A 12,457-nucleotide genomic window follows, 5' to 3' on the forward strand; every position below is an offset into this window, starting at 1 on the left:
GTGCGGCTGCCGCGCCCCCGGGCCCAGCAGGCGCACCGCGTGCGCCAGCGACACCAGGGTCACGTGCCGGTGCCAGCCGTGGTACGAGCGCCCCTCGAAGTCCAGCGCCCCCACCGGCAGGCTCGTGCCCGTGAAATCGGCGTCGGCCCGCCCGATCAGCCTGCCGAGGCCCAGCAGCGTGCTCCGGCTCGCACCGGCCAGGTTCGTCAGCCACAACTCCGATGCCTGGCGGCTGTTGGGCGACCACACCCCCACCAGCGTCAGCGGGGCGTTCGCCGTCGGCACCCCGCCGAACGCCTGACGCGGCCCCGGCAGCCGTACGGGCAGCAGGGACACCATCGAGGTCTTCGGCAGCCCGGTACCCGCCGGCTCGAACCACTCCACCGGCCGGCGCTGGGAGCGCGCCAGTTCCGCCAGGTGCCCCGCCGGGGCCGACACGGACCGGCTCCCCCCGCCGGACAGGGCCGGGGCCAGCAGGCCCGTACTGCCGCCGATCCGCAGCAGGAAGGGCAGCCCGGCCCGGGAGAAGGCCCTCACCATCGACGGCACCGCCTCCTCGCGGGCGTCCGTTACCACGGGCAGCCGGGTGACCCCCCAGCCGGCCGTCTCCAGCACCATGTCCAGGGCGAGGCCCTCCGCGGAACCGGCGTCCACCGAGTCGGGTATCGCGGCCCGCTGGCGCATCTCGGTGTCCTCCAGCCAGTCGCCGGACAGCGACAGCCGCCAGTTCACCGGGGCCGCGGCGGCCCCCGAGGCCAGCCACAGTCCGTACCCGTGCTGGCTGTTGACCATCTGCCCGAGCTGCGGGACGAACCGGCGCCCCACGCCCACCGAATGACGGCCCGTCTTCGGAATGACCAGCGGGCGCACCACCCATGCCTTCGGGGCGAGCAGCTGGTCCATCCGGGCCGCAAGCTCCGCCCGCAGCGGGGACCAGTCCCATGTCGAGCAGCTGATGAAGTGGTGCAGGCTCTGCTCCGCGGAGCGTTCGTCCGTGCTCGCGGCCAGATTGCGCATGGTCTTGCGGCCGGGGGCGTGCAGGAGTCCGTTCACATACAGCTCGCCCTTGTGCCGCTGGTCGCGGCGGCGCAGCGAGGACAGCACCGACGTGACCAGGGCCCGTGACGCACCTGCCGCCGGACCGGGCGGCAGGCTCGGGGCTTCCACCGTTTGGAGAGTGGCACTCATGACGCTCCTCAAGGTCTCTGCGCCCGGAATCCGCCGGGCCCGGGGCTGCAATCGCCGGGACCCCTCCACCGTCCCCGGTGACCCGGCCGCGGCCCAGGTAGGTCGGAAACACACTTTCCGGCCCGCACCGCCCCGGCCCCCCTCGCGCCCCGGCGTACGCCCCGCACCGGCGGCGGGTGGTGGCCCGGCCACCACGCTCCGGCCCGCGGTCCCCGTCAGCGCCCCGTCAGCGCCCCGGCCCCGCCGGGCTCAAGCGATCCTTGAGCGCTCGCACCCTTGTGGCACGGAGAAAAAACCCCGAACTCCGTAGAGTGTGACGGGCCGACCTCGTCTCCTGCGGCCCGTTCCGTGAGCGTGGAAGCACGCTCACCACGTGCGCGCACCCTCGCCATGAGTGGCCGGGACCGCCCCTCGGCGGACATCAGCCTCACCGGCCGTCCTCGCCCCCGACCCCCACCCCAGTGAGAGGAAACGCATGACCGCGACAGATCACGAGTCCAACTCCGCCGCCGGCGGCCGCATCGCCGCCGCCGACGCCATCGACACCACCCAGGACACCGGGATGCGCCATGTCGCGGCCCTGTCCACCGAACTCAGGGACGTCGTCGAAGTCGAGCAGCGCCAGGTCCGCCTGGAGCGCGTGGTGCTCGTCGGCGTGTGGACCTCCGGCACGGTCGCGGAGGCCGAGAGCTCCCTCGCCGAGCTCGCCGCCCTCGCCGAGACCGCGGGCGCCCTGGTCCTCGACGGTGTCATCCAGCGCCGTGACAAGCCGGACCCGGCCACGTACATCGGCTCGGGCAAGGCCGGGGAGCTGCGCGCCCTCGTCGAGTCCACCGGTGCGGACACCGTGGTCTGCGACGGCGAGCTGAGCCCCGCCCAGCTCGTCCGCCTGGAGGAGTTCGTCAAGGTCAAGGTGGTCGACCGGACCGCTCTGATCCTCGACATCTTCGCCCAGCGCGCCACCTCCCGCGAGGGCAAGGCACAGGTCGCGCTCGCGCAGATGCAGTACATGCTGCCGCGGCTGCGCGGCTGGGGCGCCTCGCTGTCCCGGCAGATGGGCGGCGGCGGTGGCGCGGGCGGCGGCATGGCCACCCGCGGACCTGGCGAGACGAAGATCGAGACGGACCGGCGCCGGCTGCGCGACAAGATGGCCAAGATGCGCCGGGAGATCGAGGAGATGAAGACCGCCCGCGACCTCAAGCGGCAGGAACGCCACCGCAACCAGGTCCCGTCGGTCGCCCTCGCGGGTTACACCAACGCGGGCAAGTCCTCGCTCCTCAACCGCCTCACCGGCGCCGATGTCCACGTCCAGAACGCCCTGTTCGCCACCCTCGACCCGACCGTGCGCCGCAGCGAGACGCCCGGCGGGCGGGCCTACACGCTGGCCGACACCGTCGGCTTCGTACGGCATCTGCCGCACCAGCTCGTCGACGCGTTCCGCTCCACCCTGGAAGAGGTCGCGGAGGCGGACCTGATCCTGCACGTGGTGGACGGCTCGCACCCCGACCCGGAGTCGCAGATCGAGGCCGTGCGCACGGTCATCGGCGAGATCGGCGGAGAGGGCGTGCCGGAGCTCGTCGTCATCAACAAGGCGGACGCGGCATCGGCCGAGGCCATCGCGCGGCTCAAGCTCGCCGAGCCGACGGCGGTCGCGGTGTCGGCCCGTACCGGTGAGGGCATCGAAGACCTCCTGTCCCGCGTCATGGAGGAACTCCCGCACCCCGACATCGCGGTGGAGGTGCTCGTCCCGTACACGGAGGGGCAGCTGGTGGCCCGCGTCCATGACTCGGGCGAGGTGCTGGAGGAGACGCACGAGGAGAACGGCACCCGCCTGAAGGCGAACGTCGACGCCCCCCTCGCCGCCGACCTGGAGGCCTACACCGCCTGACACGTCCGACGGGCCGGCCCCCTCCCCGGGTACTGGGGAGGGGGCCGGCCCGTCGGCGGACCCGGTGGGTCAGTGGGCGCGGGTGGTGAACTCGCGGACGGAGGAGAGGACGTACTCGATCATCTCCTCGGTGATGCCCGGGTAGACGCCGATCCAGAAGGTCTGGTCCGTGATCAGATCGCTGTTGGTCAGCGGCTCGGCGATCCGGTGCGGCTTCTCGGCGTACGCGGGGTGGCGGGTCAGGTTGCCCGCGAAGAAGCGGCGCGTGTGGATGCGCCGCGACTCCAGGAAGTCCACCAGCGCGGCCCTGGTGTAGGCCGCGTCCGGGTCCACCGTGATCAGGAAGCCGAACCAGCTCGGGTCGCTGTCCGGGGTCGGCTCCGGGAGCAGCAGGCCCGGCAGCCCGTCGAGCCCGGCGCGCAGCAGGGCCCAGTTGCGGCGGCGGGCGGCGCTGAACTCCTCGACGCGCCCCAGCTGGCTGAGGCCCAGGGACGCCTGGAGGTCGGTCGCCTTCAGGTTGTACCCCACGTGGGAGAAGATGTACTTGTGGTCGTAGCCCTGCGGCAGCTTCCCCATCTGCTGGTCGAAGCGCTTCATGCAGCGGTTGTCCTCGCCCGGCTCGCACCAGCAGTCCCGGCCCCAGTCGCGGAAGGACTCCACGATCCGCGCCAGAACCAGGTTGCTCGTCAGGACGCAGCCGCCCTCGCCCATCGCGATGTGGTGCGCCGGGTAGAAGCTGGTGGTCGACAGGTCACCGAAGGAGCCGGTGCGCTTGCCCCGGTACGTCGAGTCGACCGCGTCGCAGTTGTCCTCGACGAAGAACAGGCCCCGCTGCTCGGCGAGCTGGGCGATCTCCTCCACCTGGAACGGGTTGCCCAGGGAGTGCGCGATCATGATCGCGCGGGTCTTCGGCCCGATGGCCGCGGCGATCCGCTCGGGGGTCGTGTTGTACGTGCCCAGCTCGACGTCCACGAAGACCGGCACCAGGCCGTTGTGCAGGATCGGGCTGACCGTGGTCGGGAAGCCCGCAGCCACGGTGATGACCTCGTCGCCCGGCTTCAGGCGCTGCTCCTCCAGCTGCGGGGAGGTCAGTGAGCTCAGCGCCAGCAGGTTGGCGGAGGAGCCGGAGTTCGTCAGGTGGGCCTTGCGGGTCCCGATGAAGCGGGCGAAGTCCCGCTCGAAGCGCCGGGAGCTGACGCCGGCGGCGATCCGCATGTCGAGCGCCGCGGAGACCAGCGCCAGCCGGTCCTCCGCGCTGAGCACGGCGCCGGAGACCTGCACCGGGGAGACGCCGGGTTCGAAGGGACCGGGAGCCTGTTCCTGATGGTATTCACGGACGAGCTCCGCGATCCGGTCCTTGGTCTCGCCCATGGTCGTTCCCTCCTGATGGCACCGCTGACGGAACTGTGAGCCTAGGTCCGAAAGCACAGCGAATCGGTGGAGCGCCGGTCGACTCCATCAGGTCGGGGAGAAATACCGGCGAGTGGCGAAAAATATTCCGTCGAGAGAGGAAGGGGCTCGCCCGCCGGTCGCTCGGATGGCACACTAAAACCGCTCTGGAACATGCTCAGGAGGTAATGCATGACTGATACGCCGGAAACCAACGCGGCCGAAAACAGTGCGGCCGAAACCGATGCCGTCGAAACCAGCGCGGTCGAAACCAATGCCGCCGAGACCGACGCCAAGCGCAAGTTCCAGGAGGCTCTGGAGCGCAAGTCCCGTAACGCCAGGTCCCAGCAGGCGCACCACGAGGCGCGGCTGAAGATCAATGGCGCCAGTGGTCTCAACCGCCAGCACCGGAATTTCCGGCGCAAGGCCGGCTGACTCCGAACGGGTTTTTCCGAGGGTCGCCGCGATCCCCCTGGGGGGTCGCGGCGACCCTCTTTCGTGCGCTCCTGGATCCCTGTCCGGCAGGCTCGCCAGTGTTTCACTTGAGTTTCGGTCGAGAATCACTCAATGATTTCCTGGAATGAGCTCTGCATTCAGGCCGAAATGTGCCCGTCGGAGGGTGCGGTGATTGTCTTGTCAGAGCCTGTTTCCGAACCTCGTATCAGCGGGCCAGAAGATGCCAGTCCGAAATATGCACTTTGAGAAGGCGCTCGGGGAACGGTCACCGTGATCGCTCCCCGAACGGAACTGCCGTGCCTGGTGTGGCGCGAGCGGTAGAAGCTGCGAGTGCCGTGGGGTTGGTGGCCACCAACGCCATCTCGGGCGTGGCCGTCGGTCAGTCGGGGACGATGCACCAGATGCGGTACCTGGCGGCGCCTTGGCCCTGGACGGACACGGTTCCCGGAGCGCAGTCCTGATAGGTCCATTCACTGAACGGCTTCTGCGGACCCTCCTCCTGGTGCTGCGCCTGGCGAGCGTGTGTCTGCCCATGTCTCACAAGAGGCCCGGAAAGCGATCAGGCACCGCGCCGCCTCGCCCTGTGTGTCACGCGCACGGGCTTCTGCGGGGTGCGTGCACGAGGCCTATTCCGATGGAATCAGCCAATAGATGCAGATGTCGAAGCTCTGCCCCCATTGGTGCAGGTATTCGATTCAGGCGGTGGGTTCCGTGGCGGGCCGTGCTCCCAGCAGCGGGAATGGGGGGTTCCGGCTGGCGGCAGGGACTGACGCGTCGCGGTGGAGGGGCCCGGTCAGTACCCGCCGACAGCGGGGGCGGTGGCGGTGCGTGGCGGTGTGCGCTGAATACCGTGGTGGAACGCAACTCGCCCGCACCGGTTGCGCCTTCCTTCTGTGCCCGGCCGTGAGGGCCCAGCTGGGGGCGGAGCGGTGCCGGACCGTGGAGGTCTCTGATGGCAGAAAACGCACTCGTGGGCAAGAAGGTCAAGGCCAAGCGCACGATCGTTCAGAACGGTCATGAAATCCCCGCCGGCTACGAGGGCACCATCAAGAATGTCACTACCAGCGCTGCCGCCACGACGTCGGTGACGACCGGGCACAAGGAAGTGGCCGCCGGTGGTGGCTCTACGACTCAGGAGGCGACCAGCCGCCAGGTGGACATTCCGGTCAAGCAGCGCTACGACGTCAACTGGCCCGTCTCCGACGGGACCTGGGAGTTCGTCATGCTGAACGATGACGACATCGAAATCGTCGTCTGACGGGCCCATGGGCCGCCTGTCTGGGACCGCCCTGATCGCGCACCCCGCGCTTCAGGGCGGTCCCGTCTTCGAGACCGGCTCCTCGCCGGTGGGGCCGTCGACTGCCCTGCTGTCTGCTCTGTCCGCCCGGCACGGCAGAGCAGGGGTGTTCTGGATGTGTGGGGCGGGACGCCTGTGGAGTTCAGGGACGCGCTGATGCGGTGGTTCGGCGGGTGAGACGCCTGGTCATGAGGGTGATGGCGGCCCAGGTGATGAGGGTTTCGGAGTGCTGGATGAGCCGTTCGTAGTCCCTCGCGTGCCCGCGGGCGTGCGCAGCGCCGACTCGGTCCCGCCCAACTCGATGCGGAGGCCGCGCAGTTCGATCCGTCCGTCCTGGCGGCCCGCGTAGGGCAGCAGCCCGTTCTCGTCGGCCACGGCCCAGTCACCGCTGCGGCAGTGCCGGCCGCCGGAGCCGTCGCCCGGGTCCACGAAGCGCTGCTCGGTCAGTTCCGGGCGTCCCCTGCAGCCGTTGCCGACCCCGCTCCCGCCCACCCGCGCCTCGCTCCGCGAGCAGCGTCAGGAGCTCCTCGTCGAGAAAGTGCTTGCCCGCGGCACGGAGCCGGTCGATGGCGCCGGCGCACGGGAAGTCCCCGTCCCTCCGGAACTACACCGGTCGGGGCGTTCGTGCGACAGCGGTGCGTCGGTCTCTTCCGTCTCGATTCTTCCCGGGCCCGGCGATGGAGGATTCGAGGCTCGCTGGAGGCACTGGAAGAACGCTCAAGTCTCGCTCCACACCGGCACTGGAACCGGCACCGGACGCGACGGGCTGTGTCAGTGCACCTGGTCGCGCCGCGGCCCGGTGTCTTTGAGCCTCGTCGGGGTTCCCTCCGGGTCGAACGGGCGCTGGAAGGTGAAGGCGTGCGGGGCGGAGTCGTGGGCGTGGAGGTGCGTCAGCCTCGAAACCCCGTCCTGCCAGGTGGGCTTCACGCCCTCGGGCACCCACCAGAACACGTAACCGGGGTGCTGCGTCCGCTCGAACCAGTCGTAGCGCCTGTTGAGCGCCACACGGTGCAGACCGGTGTAGAGGGCGTCGAAGACGGGTCGCAGATCGGTCCAGAGGGAGAGGGTCGCGGCCAGCGCGATGGTTTCCGGGGTACGGCCCTTGTCGTACCAGTCCGGTACGACGAACTTCCCCCATTCACCCCAGTCCAGGTCGAAAAGTGTGCCCTGGCCGCCCTCTGCCGCTTGGGCGCGGGCGAGGTATCCGGAGTGCCGGCCGATCTTCCGGTAGATGGCCTCACTGCTGTCGTGGAACTCGCGCATGAGAGGCGCGGGATCGGCGAGCGGTGACTTCAGGGCGCCGAATGTGTAGAGAGCGAGATGGGGCATGGGCCTCTTTCTGGTCGGGTGCCTGGTGCGGACTCGGTTCGGTGGCTGACGCGTGAGGCCGGATTCGTGGAGCGTGACCGATCGTTCGCAATCGCCAAAGACCAGGTGAAGGTAGCTGCCTCTGCGAGAGATGTCGAAGTTGCGTTTTCCCCGGCAAAGTGGCCTCTTGGGCGGGTCCTGGTGAGTGCTGGGGCAGTGGCGGGCCTGCTGCCAGGAGAATGCAATCGCACAGATGTACTGCACACCGCAGGTGGGCCCCTTCCTTTCGAAGAGGGATTCGAAGTCATGCGTTCAAGAAACGCATGACGATCACTAGAGCCCTGACGGAAGAAGGTTGACTTCATTCCATCGCATGTCGAAGATTAAACCGCCCAATCGGATGACATCGCTATGGAAGGTCCCATGAGCCTGCCCGAACATTGGTGGAGTAAAAGTCAGAGTTATGTCTCTGAGATCCTTTCGCTGTTCGCAGGCGAACCGGATCGAGATGTCGCCTATTGGCGTGGTAAGACCTTCTCCGGCAGTGATCTGATTCGGTCCGTGACTGAGATTTTCCTTGCGCTGCGCAATAGCGGTGTGGGCAAGGGGGATATGGTCGCGATTCTGGTCGCACCCAACAGCCCCGAGATGCTCACCGTGCGGTACGCGACGCATCTGCTCGGCGGCGTCGTGTCCTATCTGCGAACGACCAACCCCGGTACCACGGTGACGGTCCTTCCGCTGGATCACCAGATCCAGATCCTGCGCGAGACCCGGGCCGTGACCATCTACGCCGATGCCGAAGGCTCGGAGCGCGCGACGGAGCTCGCCGCCGGCAGCGGGATCCCGGTGACGCGGATCGCGCACGGGGAAGAGGCGGGCCGGACCGATGCCGCCGATATCCCGGACGCCGCGCCGTGGGAGCCGAACGCGCCGGCCTTCATCGGCTACACCAGTGGCAGCACGGGACGGCCCAAGGGCATCCGGCTGTCGGGCGGTGCGTGGGAAGCCACCCTGAGCGCCTGGATGGAGCTCGGCCGTGAGGCCGACTGCGCGACGATACTGGTGTCGACCCCGCTCAGCCACGGCGTCGCGCCATTGGCGGACGCGGTCCTCGCGCTGGGCGGAGCGCTGTATCTCCACGAGAGTTTCGACCCCGAGAAGTTCGTGGAAACCGTCTCGGAGTCGAAGGAGGTCTCGTGGACTTTCATGGCGTCGAACCACGTGTTCCAGCTCATCGACCACCTGAGCGAGCGGGGAATCCGCGACCCTGAGGCCGTGGAAGCCGCGGGCCTGGCGTCGCTGAAGCGGATTGTCTACGGCGGCAGTCCCGCGGCACCCGCGAGAATAGCCCAGGCCTTCCGGCTGTTCGGCCCGGTCCTGTGGCAGGGGTATGCCGCCACCGAATGCGGTCGAATTACGACCCTGATGCCTTCGGAGCACGGCGACCCGGATCTTGCGGCTACCGTCGGGCGGCCCTTCCCCTATGTTCGGATTGCCGTCTGCGACCCGGCTACGGGTGCGCAACTGGCGACCGGCGAAACCGGTGAGGTTCACGTCCGATCCCCTCAGATGATGGACGGCTATCACGGGGACCCGGAATTGACGGCACGAGTTCTTCGTGACGGCTGGTACTCCACCGGAGACATCGGCTTTCTCGACGAGCGAGGCTATCTGACTCTCATGGGCCGGTCGGCCCATGTCATCAAGGTGGGTGGCGTCAAGGTGCATCCCATCGTTCTCGAAGCAGAAATCCTTTCTCACCGGGGCGTTCGGCATGCCGCCGTCTACAGCGTCCGGGACGAGGACGGAAGCGAGCACATCCACGCCGCGATCGAATGCGATCCGGCTGAGGTGGTCGACGTGGAGGACATTCGCTCGGGAATCACCGAGGCGCTCTCCCCGATCCACGTGCCCGAGAAGATACACGTCTTGAGCGTGCTGCCGATGAACAGCAACGGCAAGCCCGACAAGGAGCTCCTGAAGTCGCAGTTCTCCTAGTGCCGCTCCGGCACTGGCGACCTCGTGCGCAGGTCAGTCCAATCGTTACGTCGAGAAGGCGAGTAAATGAACGTTCACCTGGCGTCCTACCTGAATGGCAAAACCGCTGGAGATCTCGCTGAAAGCAAGCGCGAGTTCCTGGAGATCGGCCGTCGTTCCGGTCACTACCCCATGGCCTCCGCCCGGCGTGACGGGGTGGACTCGGAAGTAAATGTCTGGTGCAGCAACGACTATCTGGGCATGGGGCAGAACCGGCAGGTCATCGACGCGATGCAGGCCGCGATAGAGACCCATGGCGCAGGCTCCGGAGGGTCCCGGAACATCGGCGGAACCAACCACCATCACGTCCGCCTGGAGAACGAACTGGCGGATCTGCACGGGAAGGAGACCGCGCTCCTCTTCACCTCGGGCTACACCGCCAATGAAGGCGCCCTCACCGTGCTGGCGGGGATGCCGAAGGACACCGTCGTGTTCTCCGACGCGAAGAACCACGCCTCGATCATCGACGGACTCCGGCACAGCGGCTCGCAGAAGCACGTCTTCAGGCACAACGACGTCGCCCACCTGGAAGAGCTGATCGCGGCGGCTCCCGCCGACTGCCCGAAGTTCATCGTCGTGGAATCGGTCTACTCCATGTCGGGCAACGTCGCGCCGCTCGCCGAGATCGCCGACATCGCCGACAAGTACGGTGCCACGACCTTCATCGACGAGGTCCACGCGGTCGGCATGTACGGCCCGCAGGGCGCCGGCATCGCCGCGCGGGAAGGCATCGCCGATCGCTTCACGGTCGTGATGGGCACCTTGGCCAAGGGGTTCGGAACGGTCGGCGGCTACATCGCGGGACCGGCGGCCCTCGTGGACGCGGTGCGGACCTACGCGCGCTCGTTCGTCTTCACCACCTCGCTGCCGCCGGCGGTCGCGGCCGCCGCGCTGGCCTCGGTTCAGTACCTGCGGTCCTCCGACGTCGAGCGAAAGATCCTCTCGGAGAACGCGCAGCTTCTGCACAGCCTTCTGATCGAGGCCGACATCCCGTTCGTCTCGACGGACTCCCACATCGTCGCGGCCTTCGTCGGTGACGACGAGCTGTGCAAGCGGGCGTCCCAGCTGCTGTTCGACCGGCACGGGATCTACGTCCAGTCCATCAACGCCCCCAGCGTGCCCGCGGGTGAGGAGATCCTGCGGATCGCTCCGTCCGCCGTGCACGACCAGAGCGACGTCGAGAACTTCGCCCAGGCTCTCCGGGGGATCTGGAAGGAACTGGACATCCGGACCGCGAGTGCCCGCGACTGGTTCACGTCCGAGCTCTGTGGCGGCGGCATCCGCACCGCCGCGAAAGCCGGACTGCTGCCGTAATGACGACGTCAGTTGCCGACGTACTGGCCGGCGCAGCGGCGCAGCGGCCCGACCACCCGGCCGTGGTCCACGAGTCCGAGCACTTCACGTACGGGTGGCTGTGGGAGCAGGCCCGCCGCTACGCCTCGGTGCTGCGTGACAACGGGGTACGGCCGGGGGACCGGGTCGCGATGCTGCTGGTCGACACCCCGCAGTTCCCCGCCGTGTACTTCGGCGTGCTCGCTGCCGGTGCCGTCGTGATCCCGCTGAACGTCATGGCGACGGCGGAGGAGGTCGATCACGTACTGACCGACGCCGACGCCCGTTTCCTGGTGTGCGCCGCCGCCTTGCTCGACCGGGCGAGCAAGGCGGCGGAGCGGCGCGGCGCGTTGCTCCTCAGCGTCGGTCCGGGCCCCGCCGGCACGGTCGACCTGGAGCGGGCGGCACAGGGCACGGCGCCGATCGGCGAAGCCGCCGTGCCGGAACCCGACGATGTCGCGGTCGTGTTCTACACATCCGGTACGACGGGTGAGCCGAAAGGCGTGATGCTCACCCACCGGAACATTCTGTACAACGTCGAGCGGATGGTCACCACTCCCTACGCGTTCCGGGGTGACGACGTCCTGCTCAGCTGCCTGCCGCTGGCCCACGGCTTCGGGCAGATCTGCGGCATGCTGACCGGCTTCCGGGCCGGCATCTCCCTCGTCCTGATGCCGAAGTTCTCCGGCCCGGAGGCCCTCGAACTCATGACGGAACACCGGTGCACGGTGTTCATGGGCGTGCCGACCATGTACGCCAAGCTGCTCGACGCGGTGGCCCGGGGAGCTCGTATCCCTCGGCTCGACCGGGTGTACAGCGGGGGCTCGGCGCTTCCCGTCAAGACCCTTGAGGCTGTCCGGAGCACGTTCGGATGCCCTGTGTACGAGGGCTACGGAATGACCGAGACCTCCTGCAGCGTCGCCTACCACTACCCCGGCCTGACGTTCCGCCCCGGAACGGTCGGTGTTCCCATCACCGGCATCACCGTCGGCACGGCTGGGCCGGACGCCGACGGGATCGACCTCCTGCCCGTCGGCGAGGTGGGCGAGATCGTGGTGCGGGGCCAGAACGTCATGGCCGGCTATCTCGGCCGTCCGGACCTCACCGCCGAGGTGCTGACCGACGGCTGGTTCCGCACCGGCGATCTCGGGAGGCTGGACGGCGACGGCTACCTCTCGGTCGTGGGCCGCAAGAAGGACCTCATCCTGCGCGGCGGTTACAACGTCTATCCGCGCGAGATCGAGGAGATCCTCGTCGGGCATCCGGCCGTGGCACAGGTGGCGGTCATCGGTGTTCCGCACCCCGTGCTCGGTGAGGAGGTCTGGGCGATCGTCGTGCCTGCCCGGCCGGCGGGCGGCGGCCCCGGATCGGACGAGGAGATCATCGAATGGGGCAAGCAGCGTCTCGCCGCATATAAATACCCTCGTCGAGTCGAATTCGTCGACGCTCTCCCGCTGGGGACCAGTGGAAAAGTTCTCAAGCGAACGCTCGTGGAGAAATACGAGAAACATTCTCCGCAGGCAGCGGCATGAATTGGCGTAGCACCCGCGGCACGGCCG

General features: G+C 68.3%; 8 protein-coding genes and 1 pseudogene. 6 read left to right on the forward strand and 3 right to left on the reverse strand.

The annotated features are described in order from the left end of the window. Window positions 1–483: 483 nt before the first annotated feature. A pseudogene (locus tag ACIP89_RS33560) lies at window positions 484–1,188 on the reverse strand (IS701 family transposase); the annotation flags it as partial. Between the two features lie 475 nt (window positions 1,189–1,663). Between ACIP89_RS33560 and hflX the strand changes: the two are divergent. After that, entirely contained in the window at window positions 1,664–3,076 is a 1,413-nt protein-coding gene (hflX, locus tag ACIP89_RS33565) for a GTPase HflX (RefSeq protein WP_401931451.1), read from the forward strand. Window positions 3,077–3,145: 69 nt separating this feature from the next. Here hflX and rfbH read toward each other — a convergent pair whose 3' ends face one another. Continuing rightward, entirely contained in the window at window positions 3,146–4,447 is a 1,302-nt protein-coding gene (gene rfbH, locus ACIP89_RS33570) for a lipopolysaccharide biosynthesis protein RfbH (RefSeq protein WP_401931453.1), read from the reverse strand. A gap of 210 nt (window positions 4,448–4,657) precedes the next feature. On the opposite strand from rfbH, the gene ACIP89_RS33575 reads away from it, so the two are divergent. Then, window positions 4,658–4,900, forward strand: coding sequence for a DUF5302 domain-containing protein (locus tag ACIP89_RS33575; protein WP_401931454.1), 243 nt, complete (start codon window positions 4,658–4,660; stop codon window positions 4,898–4,900). A 973-nt stretch (window positions 4,901–5,873) separates the two neighbouring features. Then, on the forward strand, window positions 5,874–6,179 hold the full coding sequence (locus tag ACIP89_RS33580) for a hypothetical protein (protein ID WP_401931456.1): 306 nt from the start codon (window positions 5,874–5,876) through the stop codon (window positions 6,177–6,179). 810 nt (window positions 6,180–6,989) lie between these two features. Here ACIP89_RS33580 and ACIP89_RS33585 read toward each other — a convergent pair. Beyond that, window positions 6,990–7,547: a DUF3291 domain-containing protein gene (locus ACIP89_RS33585; RefSeq protein ID WP_402118154.1), complete on the reverse strand. Its 558-nt coding sequence runs from the start codon at window positions 7,545–7,547 to the stop codon at window positions 6,990–6,992. Between the two features lie 402 nt (window positions 7,548–7,949). On the opposite strand from ACIP89_RS33585, the gene ACIP89_RS33590 reads away from it, so the two are divergent. The 3 genes from ACIP89_RS33590 (at window position 7,950) to ACIP89_RS33600 (ending at window position 12,430) form a co-directional block, all read left to right on the forward strand. After that, window positions 7,950–9,527 carry a class I adenylate-forming enzyme family protein gene (locus ACIP89_RS33590; RefSeq protein WP_402118156.1) on the forward strand — a complete coding sequence of 526 codons (1,578 nt, stop codon included), beginning with the start codon at window positions 7,950–7,952 and terminating at the stop codon, window positions 9,525–9,527. Window positions 9,528–9,593: 66 nt separating this feature from the next. After that, complete coding sequence (hemA, locus tag ACIP89_RS33595) at window positions 9,594–10,880, forward strand: 5-aminolevulinate synthase (RefSeq protein ID WP_401931461.1); 1,287 nt, start codon at window positions 9,594–9,596, stop codon at window positions 10,878–10,880. After that, on the forward strand, window positions 10,880–12,430 hold the full coding sequence (locus ACIP89_RS33600) for a long-chain fatty acid--CoA ligase (RefSeq protein WP_401932165.1): 1,551 nt from the start codon (window positions 10,880–10,882) through the stop codon (window positions 12,428–12,430). The genes hemA and ACIP89_RS33600 overlap by 1 nt, the downstream gene beginning before the upstream one ends. Window positions 12,431–12,457 lie beyond the last annotated feature (27 nt).

Source organism: Streptomyces sp. NPDC088730, from assembly GCF_044751215.1.
Classification (GTDB): domain Bacteria; phylum Actinomycetota; class Actinomycetes; order Streptomycetales; family Streptomycetaceae; genus Streptomyces.

Excerpts from the sequence above, each read along its gene's own strand:
- ACIP89_RS33585 (WP_402118154.1), bottom strand. The coding sequence starts at position 7,547 with ATGCCCCATCTCGCTCTCTACACATTCGGCGCCCTGAAGTCACCGCTC.
- ACIP89_RS33575 (WP_401931454.1), top strand. The coding sequence starts at position 4,658 with ATGACTGATACGCCGGAAACCAACGCGGCCGAAAACAGTGCGGCCGAA.
- ACIP89_RS33590 (WP_402118156.1), top strand. The coding sequence starts at position 7,950 with ATGAGCCTGCCCGAACATTGGTGGAGTAAAAGTCAGAGTTATGTCTCT.
- hflX (WP_401931451.1), top strand. The coding sequence starts at position 1,664 with ATGACCGCGACAGATCACGAGTCCAACTCCGCCGCCGGCGGCCGCATC.
- rfbH (WP_401931453.1), bottom strand. The coding sequence starts at position 4,447 with ATGGGCGAGACCAAGGACCGGATCGCGGAGCTCGTCCGTGAATACCAT.
- ACIP89_RS33600 (WP_401932165.1), top strand. The coding sequence starts at position 10,880 with ATGACGACGTCAGTTGCCGACGTACTGGCCGGCGCAGCGGCGCAGCGG.
- ACIP89_RS33580 (WP_401931456.1), top strand. The coding sequence starts at position 5,874 with ATGGCAGAAAACGCACTCGTGGGCAAGAAGGTCAAGGCCAAGCGCACG.
- hemA (WP_401931461.1), top strand. The coding sequence starts at position 9,594 with ATGAACGTTCACCTGGCGTCCTACCTGAATGGCAAAACCGCTGGAGAT.